The sequence below is a fragment of the Methylophilus sp. DMC18 genome (assembly GCF_056314005.1).
The window spans coordinates 613,542-628,630 of record NZ_JBQUZE010000001.1; the positions used below are offsets into that span (position 1 = coordinate 613,542).

Here is a 15,089-nt window from a genome sequence, read left to right on the forward strand (position 1 = left end):
GGGGGCGTGTTTGTTTCATCATGTGTGCCCCTTACAACGGAATCATGCTAAGAAAGAAGCGGGAAAACATCGATAGCACTTCTGCCGCATCCATTTTGCTATTGGTGCGGTATTCGATACGCGCATCGGCCACCTTGGTAGAGACCACCTGGTTACCAATGGTAATCATGTCCGGGTTGACCACGCCAGAGAAGCGCACATACTCTGTGCCTTTGTCAAAGCCGATCTGTTTTTCGCCGCTGATCACGAGATAGCCATTGGGCAGCACATCGACCACGGTTGCCGTGACAGAGCCGCTAAAGGTGTTGCTGGCATCCGCAGTTGCCTTGTCTTTGAAGGAGAGGGCAGAGCTGGCATTGAATGAGGCTTTAGGCACGTTGTGACCAAATAAACCGGTGACGCCAGCCGTAGTTGCACCGTCTTTGGTTTGTTCATTGTCAGTGGCTTTGTTGGCGGTGGTGTTCTCTGTAATCAGCACGGTGACCATGTCGCCGACATAGCGTGGACGACGATCCTCAAACAGTGGACGGTAGGCACCGCTGTTAAAAATAGCCCCTTCGCTGCGCGTATCCGGGCGGGCTGCTGCAACGCGCGGTGTTTCAGGCTTTTGAACAATCGTAGACGGCGTGATGGAACAGCCATTCAGTAATTGGGAGAATGCCAGACAAAGTAATAAGCTCATGATCGTTCTATTCATCATTTGAATGCCCCTCAACCAGGGATTAAAGCTGCGCTAGTTTTTGCAGCATCTGATCCGAGGTCGTGATTGCTTTGCTATTAATTTCATAGGCGCGCTGCGTCTGAATCATGCTAACCAGTTCTTCCACCACATTGACGTTGGACGTTTCAACATAGCCAGAATTCAACAGCCCCGCGCCATTAGTGCCTGGTGTGTTCACACCAGGGTTACCAGAGGCCGTGGTTTCGACATACAGGTTTTCGCCTTTGCCCTGCAAGCCGGCCGGGTTAATAAATGTTGCCAGCTGGATCTGTCCAATCTGTGTAGTGGCGGTAGAACCTGGAGTGGTGATCGAGACCACGCCATCACGGCCTATGGTCAGGCTTTGCGCGTTGGCCGGAATACTGATTGCCGGTTGTACAGGATAGCCGCTAGCGGTGACCAGCTGGCCCTGGCTGTCAACCTGGAAAGAGCCGTCACGGGTATAAGCGGTGGTGCCATCTGGCAGCAAAATCTGGAAGAAGCCTTGGCCCTGGATCGCGACATCCTTGTCGTTACCGGTTTGCTGCAGGTTGCCTTGGGTGAAAATACGCTCGGTCGCGACCGGTTTGACCCCGGTACCCAACTGCAAGCCGCTGGGTGACTGACTTTGCTGAGAAGTCTGGGCACCGACCTGGCGCAGGTTTTGGTATAACAGGTCTTCAAATACGGCACGCGATTTTTTAAAGCCACTGGTACTGACGTTGGCCAGGTTGTTTGAAATCACGTCCATCTGCATTTGCTGTGCATCCAGACCGGTTTTGGAAATCCATAATGAGCGTATCATCGTTCACTCCTTGGGCATTGAGCCATGTTCATAGTGTCATCTTAGTCCTGGCCTTAGCCATTCAAACCAAAGAGTTGATCAGCTTTTCCGGCGTTGTTTTGGGCGTTATCAAGCATTTTCATTTGCATCTCAAACTGGCGCGCCAGGCTGATCATGTTGACCATGGTATCGACGACATTCACGTTACTACTTTCCAATGCACCACCGACCACCGTGACATTGGCATCTGCCGGTGCCGGTTGTCCATTCGAAGTCACAAACAAGCCATCTGCAGCCCGTTTCAGACTGGATTCTGGCGGGTTTGCCAGTTTGATACGGCCGATAATATTGGTTGCACCGGGCGCCGTCAGGTTGTTCACGCTGGAGACCGTGCCGTCCTTGGCAATCGTCACCGAGACATCCGGTGGAATGCTGATCGGACCACCATCGCCCATCACATTCAAGCCGGATTCGGTTTGTAACTGCCCATTCTGGTTAATCTTGAGTGAACCGTTACGCGTATAGCCCTCAGAGCCATCGGCGCGCTGGACGGCAATCCAGCCTTCGCCTTGCACGGCAATGTCCAGGTCGCGTCCGGTTTGCTGAATGCTGCCTGCGGCATAATTGGTACCCATGGTGGCGTCAACCACAAAGGCGCGGGTCGGCAGGCCATCGCCTAAAATCGGCACCGCCCGGAAGCTGTCTATCTGCGCTTTGAAGCCTGTTGTCGTTGCGTTGGCCAGGTTGTGTGCAGTGGTAGCCTGTTGCTCCAGGATATGTTTGGCGCCGGTCATGGCGGTATAAATCAGACGGTCCATTGCGACTCCTTCAATCAGTCAACATTCAGCGTTTAACGACTCAATTAACGCATGTTCACCAGTGTTTGCAGCACCTGGTCTTGCGTTTTGATGGTTTGTGAGTTGGCCTGGTAAACACGCTGCGCCATAATCATGTTCACCAGTTCTGCAGTCAGGTCGACGTTGGAGTCTTCCACTGCCGAAGATTGCAATACCCCCAGCGTGCTGCTGCCTGGTGCGCCAATCAAGGCTTCGCCTGAATCGAACGAGGATTGCCACTGATTGCCGCCCAGCGAGCGCAAGCCGTTAGGGTTGACAAAGTTGGCCAAAACCACACGGCCCAGCGCCTGTGATTGACCATTACTGTAACGTCCCACAATAATGCCGTCGCTACCGATGCTGAAGTTGGCAATCCGGCCAGAGGTATAGCCGTCCTGGGCTAACTTGTTCACACTGAAGCCAGAGCCATATTGCGTACTGGCGGTGTAATCCAGTTTGAGGTTGACGGCAGCTGCACCGCTTGAAGGTGTAAAGCTGACATTCAGGGCTGTAGAGTTGGTGGTGTCATACGCGCCAGAGGTCGTGAATTTAATCGTGCCTGTTGCTGTATATGGATCTGAAGCATTCGCTTTCGGTGGGACCACACTGCCGTCAGCAGTGGTATATGTTTGCCAGGTGTTTGCAGCGGTTTTGACAAAGTAATTCTGCACCGTATGGCTATTGCCCAAGGCATCATACACGGTAATCGAAGTCGAGTTGGTGTAGGTAGTGGCATCAGAAGGGTTAAATGGTTTAACCGATTGATCGATGACTGGGCTATCCGAGTTCAGATTGAGCTTGCCGGTGACCTGGGTGGATGTTTTTGGGGGCAGGTCGCTGGTGTTAATTTGAATATCTACTGGCGAGGAGCCTTCCAGGTTGTCAGCACTGTTGCCTCTGAGGCGTTTGCCTTCACTATTCACAATATAACCATCTTTATCCATCTCAAACTGGCCGTTACGCGTGTAGGTGACGACACCGTTCTGGCTCATAATGAAAAAGCCATTGCCATTGATAGCTACATCCAGTGTATTGTTGGTATTGGTGATGTTGCCTTGAGTGAACTCTTGCGAGACCTTGGCCAGCTTGGTACCAATCCCGATTTGTGTGGCACCCCCGCCGTTCAATGAGGCGGCATACACATCAGAAAATTTGGAGGTTGATTGCTTAAAACCCACAGTGTTGGCGTTGGCGACGTTGTTGCCAATCACAGACAATTGTTGAGAGGTGGCATTTAAACCGCTAAGACCTTGTTGAAAACTCATGCTATTTCTCCTTGCGTAAGATTACATTCTGTGGGGCTTTAGAATACTTCCAGGACATCGGCCAGTGCCACGTCCTTGCCTGTACTCAAATTCAGTCTGGACGAGCCGTTCATTTGTGAAACACTTTGCACCTGGGCCAGGCTTAATGCGGTGCTGGTTGTTTTTGCATCCCCCAGTGTTGCGGTCGTTTCAAAGGTATAAGTGCCAGTCGGTGCCGGTTGGCCGCTCGCATCTTTTCCATCCCAAGACAGGGCATTGATTCCGGTGGCCTGCTTGCCTAGCGTCAGTGTTTGAATGACGGTACCTGCGCCATTTTTAATGGTGACGGTCAGGTTGTCGGCTCCGTTCGGGATGTTGACACCGAACAGTGCGCCTTTTTCACCCAGCTCCATGGTATTGCCGGCAGACAATATATTGCGGCCTATCATGCTGGTCGCCTGGTAGGACTGGCCCATCTGCACGTTGTTGATGAGGCTGGTCATGGAGTCATTCAGTTTGTTGATCCCGGTTACCGTGTTCAGTTGCGCCATCTGGCTAGTCACCTGGGCATTGTCCATCGGGTTGAGCGGGTCCTGGTTTTTCATTTGCGTCACCAGAAGCTTCATGAACCTATCTTGGGCATCATCGGTACTGGTTGTACTTGATGAGCGATTGTTCACTGTATTGAGCAAGTCTTGAGGGACCTGATTGTTTGTATTCACCGTGGTCATATGAGATTCCTTTCTGCAGGTTATTGACCAATATTGAGTGTTTTAAGCAACATGGTCTTGGCCGCATTCATGGTTTCCACGTTGTTTTGATAAGCTCGGGAGGCAGAGATCATATTCACCATCTCTTCAGTAACGTTGACGTTAGGCATGGTGATATAGCCTTCACTGTTGGCCATCGGGTGTTTGGGGTCGTAGACCACTTTGCCGGGGCGGTTATCTTCAATCACGCCGTCAACCGCAACCGTGCTGGCGTTTTGATTCGCCGCATCTTGCACGGCCTTGAACACGACCTGTTTGGCTTGATAGGGTTTGCCGTCAGAGCTGACCACGCTGTCCGCGTTGGCCAGGTTGCTGGCTACGGTATTCAGACGCATGGATTGTGCGCTCATCGCAGAGCCGGAAATCTTGAATACATTAAACAAAGACATGTCAGTACTCCTTACTCAATTACTGGCCGTTGATTGCGGTCAGCATTTTTTTGATCTGGCCGGTGATCATGGTTAAGCTTGCTTCATAACGGATGCCGTTATCGACATAGGCATTACGTTCTGCATCCATGTCTACCGTATTGCCGTCTACAGAGGCTTGCGTCACCGTACGGAACAATGGATCACCCGGGCCTGCGTAACCCTGATTCGGCTGACCTTGCATGTGGCCCGAGTCGGTTTTTTGCAAACCACCTGTCGCTCTACCCGTGCTACTGGCTGGATGCATGGCGGCCTGCATGGCGGCTTTAAAGTCGATATCGCGTGCCTTGTATTGCGGTGTATCCGCATTGGCGATATTGGATGCCAACAGCTCTTGACGTTCATTGCGTACACGCAATGCCGTCTGATGAAAATTCAGTGCGGCGTCTAATTTGTTGATCATCATTGATTCCTTTCACTTGCCTGAATCTCTGGCTTTAATCTTTGGTTAGCGATTGTTGTAGCCTCGTCGCCAAAGCACCTTTGTTCAAAAACATCCTAAAGGTTTGCCAGACACTGCCGTTAATCCTGATAACTCGTTACCTCTTATTGCTCGAGTCACTTTTACTAGCTATGCCTAGTGTACGCCGCACGTTTATGAACAATTTCTGAATTAAATGCGGTAAATCCCCTTTATTTGAGCATTTAGCGCCAGCGGTTGTGCGTAGAATGAATGCTCATGAAACCTCGTCTGCTTACAATTTTTTGTGCGATGCTGATTGCCCTGACCGGGTTCTTCAGTCATTTATTGCACGCAGCTGACCGTACGGCGACAACCGCTACGCTGGCCAATCAGCGTGTCGCTGAGCCGGCGGTCGCAGACATGCACAGCCGCGTATATCAAACCGCTGTGCAATATGTGCAGAGCCAGACGCAAGGTTATCCAGGCAAAGTCAATGTCGACATTCAGCCACTAGACAGCCGTGTTCGTATTGCTGCCTGCGACATGATGGAAGGATTTACCGTACCAGGCTCACGGTTGTGGGGTAAAACACATATAGGTGTCCGTTGCCTGCAAGCCGAGACCAAGTTATGGACGCTGTATGTGCAGGCAGACGTGCAAGTGTGGGCTGAATATGCAGTGACGGCAGTGCCAGTCAGTCAGGGTGCACTACTCAGCCCGAACGATGTGGTGTTGCAATCAGGGGATTTAAGCAAGTTACCGGCTGGCATTATCACGGACTTGTCCATGCTTGAAGGCAAACAAGCCGCCTTGAATATGCCGCTGGGCACGGTGTTGCGCCCAGAGTTGCTTAAGTCCAGACCTGTGATCATGCAGGGTCAGACTGTACAGTTAAATAGCCGTGGCGAAGGATTTGTGGTCAGTGCAGATGGGACTGCACTGCAAACAGCCAATGCAGGGCAGGTGGTGGATGTCAAAGTCAGTAGCGGCCAGGTGATTAAAGGGGTTGCACTGTCGAGTGGAAAAGTCGATGTAAGATATTAGGCAGACTCACCACGACATCCATGAAAAAATACTTCTCGATCAGAATCTTGAGATAAAAACTATATTAACAACTAAAGTTCGCTTAAACTATGCCGATAGAACTGTTAATCAATGAGGGTTTAGTCACCCGACAAACTCAGACATCAAGGCAGAGGGATAGCATGAATATTTCAGATTCGATCAAGAAACTTGGGATTGGTGTAGATAAACCAGTATTAGATAAAGGTACCAGCAGCAAAAGTACCGAAAAAACAAGCACATCGGCAACGCCAGCCAGCAAAGACAATGTGACATTGTCCGCGGCATCGGTGCAGATGCAGTCCATTGAAGCGGGGATCGCCTCGTCAGAGGTGTTTGATACGCACAAAGTGGACGAAATTAAAAGTGCTATTGCGCGTGGAGACTTTACTGTCGACACGGGTAAAGTGGCTGACGGCTTATTGCAAACCGTTAAGGATTTGATACATTCGAAAAAAGGATGATGTTTATGACAACTGCAAATCGCAACGCTATCCCTGAGATCAGTTTTGAAGCGGATGCCAATCTGGTTGAAGCGCTCATTGAAGATTTGCAGAATGAACAAAAAGCTTTGGTCAAAGCTGATCTGGACACCATAGAACGGATTATTGATCAGCGTGTAGAGTTACTACAGGCGCTGGGTGAAGCCGCAAAACAGCGTTACGCTGCCTTGTCGGCCGCCGGCTTCGAAGCCAATGAAAAAGGCATGGCTAAATGGCTGGAGTTAGGTCATGGCAAAGTGATGGATACTGCATGGATGGAGTTCCAGAAAAAGCTGGCGCAGGCAAAAGAGCTTAACCGCATCAACGGCATCCTGATCAACAAGCATTTTCAACGTAACCAGGAAAAACTGGATGCGATTCAAGGCAAAGCAACCAATGCCACGCAGTTCTATGGCAAAAATGGCCAAACTCACGGTGCCCACAGCTCTCGCACCAGTTTTGCGGTATAACTCGCATTAAAATCAAACGATCACAACCGTAAATGGCAATTCATCATTGCCATTTTCAAGCTTGAGCGTTGCTTACTGGCTTTCCAGCCATTCCCAGCGCTCCAGTTTCTGCAAGATTAACGCTTCAATTTCATCCAGTCTCTCTTGTCGTTGCTTGACCTGCTCAGGCGCTTGCTTGTAAATGTCGCCTTGTGCAAACTGTGCCTGGATATCAGCTTGCTCTTGCTCTAATTGTTCAATTTCTGCAGGCAGCGCTTCAAGCTCACGCTGTTCCTTAAAGCTCAACTTTTTTCGGGTTGAGGTGTTGGATGAGGCGTTCGTGCTGGCGGTGGACGGGGCGGCAGGCACCGGTTTTTCGACAGGTTTATTTGCAGCTTCGCGCTGCTGGCTAAAGCGCAGCCAGTCATCATAACCACCGCTAAATTCGGTGAGTTTGCCCTGGCCTTCAAAAGCAATGACTTGTGTCACCGTATTTTCCAGGAATGCCCGGTCATGACTCACCAGGAACAGGGTGCCCGCATAATCCTGCAGCAGGTTTTCCAGCAGTTCCAGCGTGTCGATATCCAGATCGTTGGTGGGTTCGTCTAGCACCAATACATTGGCCGGACGCGCAAATAATCGGGCCAGTAACAGACGATTGCGTTCACCGCCAGACAGAGATTTGACCGGGGAGCGTGCACGTTGCGGTGCAAACAAAAAATCCTCAAGATAACCAATGACATGGGTGCGTGTTTCACCGATTTGCACATACTCCGAGCCCGGACTGATCGTGTCCATCAGGGTTGCTTCCGGGTTGAGCTGTTCGCGCATCTGGTCAAAGTAGGCCACCTGGATATTCGTCCCCAGTTGTACCTTGCCCGCGCTAGGCGCCAACTCGCCCAAGAGCAGCTTGAGCAGCGTGGATTTACCGACTCCGTTCGGGCCTAGCAGTCCGATGCGGTCCCCCCGCATGATGCGCGTACTAAAGCGATTAATCAGCACTTTGTCACCAAACGCCATGCGCACTTCTTGCAGTTCTGCAATCAGCTTGCCTGAGCGCTCGCCCGCATCCAGTTGCAAGTGCACCTGACCTTGACGATCACGGCGTGCAGCGCGGTCAAGCCGCAGTTGTTCCAGTCTTCTGACGCGACCTTCATTGCGCGTACGCCTGGCTTCAACCCCTTTGCGGATCCAGACTTCTTCCTGCGCTAGAAACTTGTCAAATTTGGCCTGGTGTTGTGCTTCTACGGTCAGTAATTCAGCCTTTTTCAGTTGGTACTGGCTATAGTTGCCTGTAAATTCGGTTAAATGACCGCGGTCAAGTTCGACAATACGGGTAGACAGGCGGTCCAGAAAGCGACGATCATGCGTAATCAGCATCACGCTGCCTTGAAAGCCCAAGAGCAGCTCCTCCAGCCAGACGATTGCTTCCAGATCCAGATGGTTCGTCGGTTCATCGAGCAACAAGACATCGGGGGCTTGCACTAATGCCTGTGCCAGGGCCACGCGTTTGCGCCAGCCACCTGACAAGGTGGCAATTGGGGTGTCTGCCTGTAGCCCAAGTTTGGACAACACAGACGCAATGCGGGATTGTAGCGCCCAGCCGTTTTCAGCTTCCAGGCTGTGCTGTAATACTTGCATGCGATCGAGCAAAGCTTCAGTCTCTTGCGTCTGCGACAACTGCAGTGACAGGTCATGATATTCTTTAAGTTGTGTGACGACATTCCCCAAGCCTTGGGCGACGGCAGTAAACACATCATGCGCTGCATCCAGCTCGGGCTCTTGCGGTACGTAGGCAATCTTGATGCCAGGGTCGCGCCAATATTCGCCATCATCCAGTTTGATCAGCCCGGCGACCACTTTAAGCATGCTGGATTTACCGGTACCGTTACGGCCAATGATGCCGACACACTCCTTGTTATCCAGCTGAAAGTTGACTTGGTCCAGCAATGGCACATGACCAAAGGCCAGGCTGGCCTGTTTGAGTGTGATTAAAGGCATATCAGTGTATCTGTTGTGAAGGCGAGGGGAGGGTCTCTAATGGCGCCAGAGTGGCACGTAAAGAGACAGAGGGTGCGGGCCGGGTATCTGGCTGATACTCCTCGACCCAGCGCTGCAAGTCTTGCTTGATTTGAGACTCTGGCAAATGCGGTATGGTCGCCAACCACTCGAGCAACTGCGTCAGCCAAAGGCTATCTGCACTGCGCGCTTGGGCAATTCGTAGTTTTTCATGGCTCGTCGGCAAGGTGTTTTCATCATCTGCCAGCAACTCTTCATAAAGCTTTTCACCCGGACGCAGGCCGGTAAACTCAATGCGTATTTCTTGCTCTTGCAGACCGGATAGTTTAATCATGTCACGTGCCAGATCAATGATTTTGACCGGTGTGCCCATATCCATTACAAAGACTTCACCGCCGTTGCCCATGGTCGCTGCCTGTAATACCAGTTGCGCGGCCTCAGGGATGGACATAAAGTAGCGTGTGATCTCCGGGTGTGTAATTGTGATTGGGCCGCCGTGCGCAATTTGCTCGCGGAATTTTGGAATCACGCTGCCACTGCTTCCCAGCACGTTGCCAAAACGCACCGTGATAAAACGGGTGTGATTTTGCTTGTTTTGCAAGCCCTGACAAATGAGTTCGGCCAGACGCTTGCTGGCGCCCATGACATTGGTCGGATTCACTGCTTTATCAGTGGAGACCAGCACAAAAGTGGGCACATTAGCCGCCTGGCACGCCGCTGCAATCTGGTAGGTGCCGTAGGCATTGTTCTGCAAGGCCTCTACCACGTTAAAATGCTCCATCATAGGCACATGCTTATAAGCCCCGGCATGTAACACAACCTCCGGCTGATGATTTTGCAAGATGCGTTGCATCCTGGCCTGATTCTTCACATCCGCCACCAGATAGACCAGCTCTGCATTGGTGACGGACTGATTAAATTCTTGCTGCAAGGTATACAACGCATATTCCGAGATATCCAGACAGATTAATTGTGCCGGGTGAAAACTCAGTATTTGTCTGCACAGTTCCGAGCCAATGGAGCCCGCAGCCCCCGAGACCAGCACTACTTTATTAGCCAGCATCAAGCTCAAACCATGGGTGTCCAGCTGCACCACATCGCGGCCCAGCAAGTCTTCCACATCAATTTTGCGAATTTGAGAAAGGCTCACCCGGCCACTAATCAGGTCAGACATAGCGGGCAGGGTTAATACCTCCATCGAAGGCACTTTTCGCGCGGCTTCTACGGCCAATCTACGCTTCTGGTGCCGGCTACTTGGCATTGCAATCATGCAGTGCTGGCAGCTGTAACGTGCAGCAATCGCCGGAATATCTTCCAAGCCTCCCTCGACCTTGGTATGCATAATTTCCCGGCCAATCAGCTTGTTCGCAGGATCTATCATCGCCACCACACGCCATTCCGGATTCTTACTGAGCTCTTTGATCAGGTTAAAAGAGGCATCTTCAACCCCGATCACAATCACGGGCTTACCTTGCAGTGCAACCGCATTAAATAAGCGCCGCTCTTTCCAGGCACGATATAAAAAACGGCTCCCACCCATCGCTAAAATGAGTAACATAGGATTCATTATCAGCACAGATCGAGGGATGATGATGCTAGGGTGTATCAAAAGGGCATAGGCTGCACTCAGTAAGGTTGCAAAACCAACTGCGCGCATAATCCGTTTTAAGTCAGGCAGACTGGCAAATCGCCAAAGTCCTTTATATAGCCCAAAGCTATGAAAGGAGATAGCATAAATGGCAAAAATCACTGGTAATGTCTGCCAGATATACTGTATAAAGATTGAAGGTATCTGGAAGTTAAAGCGTAACAAGAAGGCAAATACCCATGTCGCGATCACGACAACCGCATCATGGATAAACGCAAAAAAAGATAAAACGCGTGCTGGTAGCCTGAGCATAACAATCAAATAATCAATCAATGCGTGATGTTATCACGCCGGATGACCTTGATCACTGTCATGCAGATAATCTTAATATCTAACCAGATTGATTGATGCTTTAAATAGTATTCGTCCAGCGACACTTTTTCTGAAATTGGAATTTCATCGCGCCCATTCACTTGCGCCCACCCTGTGATACCAGGTTTCAACGTATGCACGTTTTTTTCAGTACGCAATGCGATCAAATCGTCTTGATTAAACAGCGCAGGGCGTGGACCAACGATAGACATATCTCCTTTAATTACACTCCATAATTGGGGTAGCTCATCTAGGCTTGATTTGCGAATAAAGCTGCCCACTGGGGTTAGAAATGTATCATGATTAGTATGCTGGTTCATCAGGTGAGTTGCTATTTGCGGAGTGCCTAAGCGCATGGATCTAAACTTTGGCATACTGAAAATCCTGTTATTGCTACCAACCCGCGATGACCAGTAGAGGATTGGGCCACGAGAAGTGGTAGATACCAGCATTGCTGTGATTGCTATTGGGATTAAAAGAAGAATCAAGGCGCAAAAAGAAAAAATGAGATCAAGTAGTCTTTTCATAATCAAAGTCGTTCATTTGTGACGGTTTCGATTTTTTTGCATCAAAAATACTAAAAAAACAAAAGCAATCTGGTCTAACCATTTGCGTCTGAATTTTGTGACATTAACTGCAAGCACCAATCTATCAATTAAGCTAAGTCTTTTCAGGCGTTTTATAACCCAGTTATTTGCGTATCCAATTGCATAAGCAGTTAATATAATCTGATCTCTATACCAACCCTCACGAATCAGTCTAAGTCTAGCAAGAAACGAACTGAGTCCTACATTCGCCCCAATGGCATTATTCACATGTTGCCGATAGAGCATTGTTTGATGATTGTCGATGAACCAATGATAGCCGGCATTTCTTGCAAATGCATAAATGAACCAGTCATGCATAACGATGTTTTTGCATGCCTCTTGGTTCGCTAAGATAAATCTCTTTAGTTCGCAAGCAAAGTGTTGCGACATTACAAAAGTACAGCCAGGCCCAGCAGATTCAAACATGTAGTCGAATACTTTTTGTGGCTGCGCTTTGTTAATTAGTTTAAGTTTACCCTCTGGCCAAAATGCTATTACATTACTTGAGTAAACGGCTGCATTTTTATTTTTTAATGACTGAATCGCTAAGTTAACTTTTTCTTTTTCCCAAACATCGTCTTGATCTGAAAATGCAATATATTTATATTCTGATAAATCTACATCCAATAATAACCTGAAAAAATTCTGTGCAGCATTGCCAAATTTTTTACTGACTTTTAATAAGAAAATATTAGTGTGCTGTCTTCTGTAAGTGTCAATAACTGATAGTGTTTTATCCGCCGAATGGTCGTCTGAAATGTATATATCAATATGTTGATAAGATTGATTTAAAAGTGTATCGAGTTGTTCTCCTAGCCACTTTTCACCATTAAATGTAGCTAACAAAATGCAAACTTTATAATTGTCTTGTTGCTCATTTAAAAAACGCATATTTGAATCGTAATAGTTATTCACTATCTAAACTGAGCAGCGATCAATCTAACTCTTCTTTTTAACGCGATATATAAACGACCAAATTCCATTGTTAAAAATCTTGACACCAATACACACATGACGGCCCAAGTCTTGGCCAGTAATTTGGGGAGTTTTATAATTGGATATAAACATATCCAAAACAATACGTTATTGCCATAAAGCTTCTTAAGAGTCTTGTATGAGTCATCAATTATATGAATGTTATGGTGTTCATTTAAACGTAGTTGCATAATAAAAAAAGGAAAAAAGTACCAAATAAGTTTGTTGTTAATTTTATTTACTGTACGTCTATTCAGTCCTTTTGACATAAAGTATTCAAAAGCATCATTCAGACCGGATGCGAACACCTGAGTTACATCATAATCTCTTTTCTCAATTCTCTTTGCAGCTATCAAATACTCATCAACAAAAAGATTTGTTGACGCAACACTTGCAGACTCGTAGAAAAGATATGTTTGTACTAGGGCAGTATTAATAAACTGATTTGCATTGATTCTTTTAATTCTTTCTTTATTTATTATCAAAGAAGAAATAAATGCCATACCGCTACCACACCGGTACATAAACTTGTCGATGTCCCAATAAACTTTTGTTGCAGAATAGAACTGAAACGGTAATTCACTTGTGAATTCATCGTCATATCCATAAGCTTTTACATAAACAACCCCGTGCTCAAATTGAGGCTCTTTTAAAAGGTGTATTATTTTTTTCAGCCCACCCTGAACAACTACATCATCATCACCCAATATCAAAACGTATTTTCCGCAAGCATTATTAAAGCATTGGGCAATGTTTCTATCAGAGCCAATATTTTCTTTGTTTCTGATATATGTGAGGGGTAAGTTAGGCTGTAGGAAAGGCTGTACTATCTCTCCAGTATGGTCAGGTGAGGCATTATCATAAACAGTCACTTCAACATCAGCAGAATACTCTTTTAGTTGAGGGATTAAATTATCAAGACATAAGTTTAACCACTCAGCTCGGTTGTAAGTTGGGATGGCAATAGAGAGTAGGGGAGTCTTCATAAATCTATTATAGCTTCATTTGAGTGCCATTCTTTTCTGAATTTATGCCATAACCATAAACTACTCGGTAAGCCATAGATTAAGTTAACAAGCAAAAAAGAAATTGCCATTCCTAGGTCTGCATATATACGACCTGAAAAGAATATACCTATTGATAACAATACTGCTCCTACTATTGAAAGGATCATAAAAGGTTCTTTTTTATGCAATCTCATGTAATAAGCAAGCATGCTAATTACATGAGAAATCAAAAAACCAGAAAATAAAATTAAGATGACTCTGAATTCAACAAGACGTTGAATTATCGGTAAACCTTTAAATAAATAAATGAAAACAACAATCATTGAATATCCAAAAAATACCAAATATAAGGATTGCTTAAAAAATCTGAAAAACTGGTGATCAAATTCAATCCAACTCTTTCGAGCTGCAAGTTTAGTAAGTATGGGGCCATTTGCTTGAAGCAACACAAATCCAAAACTATTAACCATTGTTGCTAAAGATAAACTCATTCCCATTTTTCCAGCTAAAACAGGACCATGAAAATGAAATAATATCGGAGTAAATAATTGAAATATAAAATAGCCAGAAATCCAGCTCACTGCAATCTTCCACTGCATGGGCCAGACTTCAGCTTTCCAAGAAAACCGATCCTCAGTGATTACTCTTTTAACTGAAATCAATGTCTTGATGGATGGTGAGTAATATTTATGAAGCCAGAATACAGAGCAGATTAAGCTCACCAAAGGTAGGGAGACTACCATCCACAGGCCAAAACCACAAAAAAGCAAAAGCCAAGCTAAGCCGCTACCTATCAACCCTTGGACAAGCCTTAATTGATTAACCTCAATTACTTTTCCACTGCCTTCTATCGCCGACAATACTGGAATAATAATGAGATTAAGTGAGGTAATAATAACTAATGTAATCCATGGCCATAACCATACGTCTGGCGATAAACCATATTTGTTATGAAAAAATAAAATGCCTGCAGGTAACAAAAAGATAAGTAAAGCTACCGCTGCAAAAAAATACCAAGTGAATGCACTTCGTAAAAGCAAAAAGAATCTTAGTCTAGCGCTATGATCACCAGCCACATCGCCATCTGATAGCCAGTTCAATTGAGAAAACAGATGACCTGCATGCTGAAAAATGACAAAAGATAGTCCCATTTCAAAAACAACTTGCAAGCCTAGTACGCTACTAAATGTATAAAAATAGCCTTGTTGCTCCTTAGAAAATAAATGCGCAATCAGAATAATAGTAAGCGCGCTTGAAGCTGCTTGCCAGATTTTTGCGCCAAGTGATACAGATACTGAACTGCTCAAGCCTAACCAGCTTTGAAGCTTTGAATAATTATTCCTCACAAGTTAACTCATAAATGTTGACATTATTTTGACTAGT

The 15,089-nt window shown here is 47.0% G+C and carries 17 protein-coding genes; 4 read left to right on the plus strand and 13 right to left on the minus strand.

Translation table 11 applies throughout. The annotated features are described in order from the left end of the window. Nucleotides 1-31 precede the first annotated feature (31 nt). The 7 genes from ACT53G_RS02765 to flgB are packed head-to-tail and all read right to left on the minus strand — an operon-like array spanning nucleotide 32 to nucleotide 5,165. A complete protein-coding gene (locus tag ACT53G_RS02765; RefSeq protein WP_194746918.1) occupies nucleotides 32-682 on the minus strand; it encodes a flagellar basal body L-ring protein FlgH in 651 nt (216 codons plus the stop codon). A 40-nt stretch (nucleotides 683-722) separates the two neighbouring features. After that, nucleotides 723-1,505: a flagellar basal-body rod protein FlgG gene (flgG, locus tag ACT53G_RS02770; RefSeq protein WP_194746917.1), complete on the minus strand. Its 783-nt coding sequence runs from the start codon at nucleotides 1,503-1,505 to the stop codon at nucleotides 723-725. A 53-nt stretch (nucleotides 1,506-1,558) separates the two neighbouring features. Continuing rightward, entirely contained in the window at nucleotides 1,559-2,302 is a 744-nt protein-coding gene (gene flgF, locus ACT53G_RS02775) for a flagellar basal-body rod protein FlgF (RefSeq protein WP_194746916.1), read from the minus strand. Between the two features lie 44 nt (nucleotides 2,303-2,346). Next, nucleotides 2,347-3,585, minus strand: coding sequence for a flagellar hook protein FlgE (flgE, locus tag ACT53G_RS02780; protein WP_275354942.1), 1,239 nt, complete (start codon nucleotides 3,583-3,585; stop codon nucleotides 2,347-2,349). 38 nt (nucleotides 3,586-3,623) lie between these two features. Further along, entirely contained in the window at nucleotides 3,624-4,295 is a 672-nt protein-coding gene (locus tag ACT53G_RS02785) for a flagellar hook assembly protein FlgD (protein WP_194746914.1), read from the minus strand. 20 nt (nucleotides 4,296-4,315) lie between these two features. Continuing rightward, the gene (flgC, locus tag ACT53G_RS02790; protein WP_194746913.1) at nucleotides 4,316-4,723 is read right to left on the minus strand and encodes a flagellar basal body rod protein FlgC; all 408 of its coding nucleotides are present in this window, start codon (nucleotides 4,721-4,723) and stop codon (nucleotides 4,316-4,318) included. A 19-nt stretch (nucleotides 4,724-4,742) separates the two neighbouring features. Further along, nucleotides 4,743-5,165 (minus strand): flagellar basal body rod protein FlgB, encoded by a 423-nt coding sequence (gene flgB / locus ACT53G_RS02795; RefSeq protein WP_476168635.1) that lies wholly within the window; start codon nucleotides 5,163-5,165, stop codon nucleotides 4,743-4,745. Nucleotides 5,166-5,441: 276 nt separating this feature from the next. On the opposite strand from flgB, the gene flgA reads away from it, so the two are divergent. The 3 genes from flgA to ACT53G_RS02810 all read left to right on the plus strand — a co-directional run bounded on the left by flgA (nucleotide 5,442) and on the right by ACT53G_RS02810 (nucleotide 7,179). Beyond that, nucleotides 5,442-6,209: a flagellar basal body P-ring formation chaperone FlgA gene (gene flgA, locus ACT53G_RS02800; protein ID WP_194746911.1), complete on the plus strand. Its 768-nt coding sequence runs from the start codon at nucleotides 5,442-5,444 to the stop codon at nucleotides 6,207-6,209. A 161-nt stretch (nucleotides 6,210-6,370) separates the two neighbouring features. Next, the gene (flgM, locus tag ACT53G_RS02805) at nucleotides 6,371-6,691 is read left to right on the plus strand and encodes a flagellar biosynthesis anti-sigma factor FlgM (RefSeq protein WP_275354946.1); all 321 of its coding nucleotides are present in this window, start codon (nucleotides 6,371-6,373) and stop codon (nucleotides 6,689-6,691) included. Nucleotides 6,692-6,696: 5 nt separating this feature from the next. Continuing rightward, nucleotides 6,697-7,179 (plus strand): flagella synthesis protein FlgN, encoded by a 483-nt coding sequence (locus ACT53G_RS02810; protein WP_194746909.1) that lies wholly within the window; start codon nucleotides 6,697-6,699, stop codon nucleotides 7,177-7,179. A 72-nt stretch (nucleotides 7,180-7,251) separates the two neighbouring features. On the opposite strand, the gene ACT53G_RS02815 is transcribed toward ACT53G_RS02810, so the two are convergent. Both ACT53G_RS02815 and ACT53G_RS02820 read right to left on the minus strand, forming a co-directional pair. Further along, nucleotides 7,252-9,159 carry an ATP-binding cassette domain-containing protein gene (locus tag ACT53G_RS02815; protein ID WP_476168636.1) on the minus strand — a complete coding sequence of 636 codons (1,908 nt, stop codon included), beginning with the start codon at nucleotides 9,157-9,159 and terminating at the stop codon, nucleotides 7,252-7,254. A 1-nt stretch (nucleotide 9,160) separates the two neighbouring features. Next, nucleotides 9,161-10,735, minus strand: a complete 1,575-nt coding sequence (locus ACT53G_RS02820) for a polysaccharide biosynthesis protein (RefSeq protein WP_476168637.1) — start codon at nucleotides 10,733-10,735, stop codon at nucleotides 9,161-9,163. 178 nt (nucleotides 10,736-10,913) lie between these two features. Between ACT53G_RS02820 and ACT53G_RS02825 the strand changes: the two genes are divergently transcribed. Further along, on the plus strand, nucleotides 10,914-11,090 hold the full coding sequence (locus tag ACT53G_RS02825) for a hypothetical protein (RefSeq protein WP_476168638.1): 177 nt from the start codon (nucleotides 10,914-10,916) through the stop codon (nucleotides 11,088-11,090). A 4-nt stretch (nucleotides 11,091-11,094) separates the two neighbouring features. Here the strand turns inward: ACT53G_RS02825 and ACT53G_RS02830 are convergent, their stop codons facing one another. From ACT53G_RS02830 to ACT53G_RS02845, 4 genes are read right to left on the minus strand one after another with little or no spacing between them, the layout of a single operon-like run. Continuing rightward, nucleotides 11,095-11,664: a sugar transferase gene (locus ACT53G_RS02830; RefSeq protein WP_476168639.1), complete on the minus strand. Its 570-nt coding sequence runs from the start codon at nucleotides 11,662-11,664 to the stop codon at nucleotides 11,095-11,097. 12 nt (nucleotides 11,665-11,676) lie between these two features. Continuing rightward, nucleotides 11,677-12,615, minus strand: a complete 939-nt coding sequence (locus tag ACT53G_RS02835; RefSeq protein ID WP_476168640.1) for a glycosyltransferase — start codon at nucleotides 12,613-12,615, stop codon at nucleotides 11,677-11,679. Nucleotides 12,616-12,638: 23 nt separating this feature from the next. Then, nucleotides 12,639-13,685 carry a glycosyltransferase family 2 protein gene (locus ACT53G_RS02840; RefSeq protein WP_476168641.1) on the minus strand — a complete coding sequence of 349 codons (1,047 nt, stop codon included), beginning with the start codon at nucleotides 13,683-13,685 and terminating at the stop codon, nucleotides 12,639-12,641. Further along, the gene (locus tag ACT53G_RS02845; RefSeq protein WP_476168642.1) at nucleotides 13,682-15,013 is read right to left on the minus strand and encodes a lipopolysaccharide biosynthesis protein; all 1,332 of its coding nucleotides are present in this window, start codon (nucleotides 15,011-15,013) and stop codon (nucleotides 13,682-13,684) included. Before ACT53G_RS02845 ends, ACT53G_RS02840 begins: the two co-directional genes overlap by 4 nt. Nucleotides 15,014-15,089 lie beyond the last annotated feature (76 nt).

What these genes read in the sequence shown, in the direction of transcription:
- flgA (WP_194746911.1), top strand. Translation starts at nt 5,442, where the DNA reads ATGAAACCTCGTCTGCTTACAATTTTTTGTGCGATGCTGATTGCCCTG.
- ACT53G_RS02815 (WP_476168636.1), bottom strand. Translation starts at nt 9,159, where the DNA reads ATGCCTTTAATCACACTCAAACAGGCCAGCCTGGCCTTTGGTCATGTG.
- ACT53G_RS02785 (WP_194746914.1), bottom strand. Translation starts at nt 4,295, where the DNA reads ATGACCACGGTGAATACAAACAATCAGGTCCCTCAAGACTTGCTCAAT.
- ACT53G_RS02820 (WP_476168637.1), bottom strand. Translation starts at nt 10,735, where the DNA reads ATGTTACTCATTTTAGCGATGGGTGGGAGCCGTTTTTTATATCGTGCC.
- ACT53G_RS02830 (WP_476168639.1), bottom strand. Translation starts at nt 11,664, where the DNA reads ATGAAAAGACTACTTGATCTCATTTTTTCTTTTTGCGCCTTGATTCTT.
- flgC (WP_194746913.1), bottom strand. Translation starts at nt 4,723, where the DNA reads ATGTCTTTGTTTAATGTATTCAAGATTTCCGGCTCTGCGATGAGCGCA.
- ACT53G_RS02765 (WP_194746918.1), bottom strand. Translation starts at nt 682, where the DNA reads ATGAGCTTATTACTTTGTCTGGCATTCTCCCAATTACTGAATGGCTGT.
- flgE (WP_275354942.1), bottom strand. Translation starts at nt 3,585, where the DNA reads ATGAGTTTTCAACAAGGTCTTAGCGGTTTAAATGCCACCTCTCAACAA.
- ACT53G_RS02840 (WP_476168641.1), bottom strand. Translation starts at nt 13,685, where the DNA reads ATGAAGACTCCCCTACTCTCTATTGCCATCCCAACTTACAACCGAGCT.
- flgB (WP_476168635.1), bottom strand. Translation starts at nt 5,165, where the DNA reads ATGATCAACAAATTAGACGCCGCACTGAATTTTCATCAGACGGCATTG.
- ACT53G_RS02835 (WP_476168640.1), bottom strand. Translation starts at nt 12,615, where the DNA reads ATGCGTTTTTTAAATGAGCAACAAGACAATTATAAAGTTTGCATTTTG.
- ACT53G_RS02825 (WP_476168638.1), top strand. Translation starts at nt 10,914, where the DNA reads ATGGCAAAAATCACTGGTAATGTCTGCCAGATATACTGTATAAAGATT.
- flgF (WP_194746916.1), bottom strand. Translation starts at nt 2,302, where the DNA reads ATGGACCGTCTGATTTATACCGCCATGACCGGCGCCAAACATATCCTG.
- flgG (WP_194746917.1), bottom strand. Translation starts at nt 1,505, where the DNA reads ATGATACGCTCATTATGGATTTCCAAAACCGGTCTGGATGCACAGCAA.
- flgM (WP_275354946.1), top strand. Translation starts at nt 6,371, where the DNA reads ATGAATATTTCAGATTCGATCAAGAAACTTGGGATTGGTGTAGATAAA.
- ACT53G_RS02810 (WP_194746909.1), top strand. Translation starts at nt 6,697, where the DNA reads ATGACAACTGCAAATCGCAACGCTATCCCTGAGATCAGTTTTGAAGCG.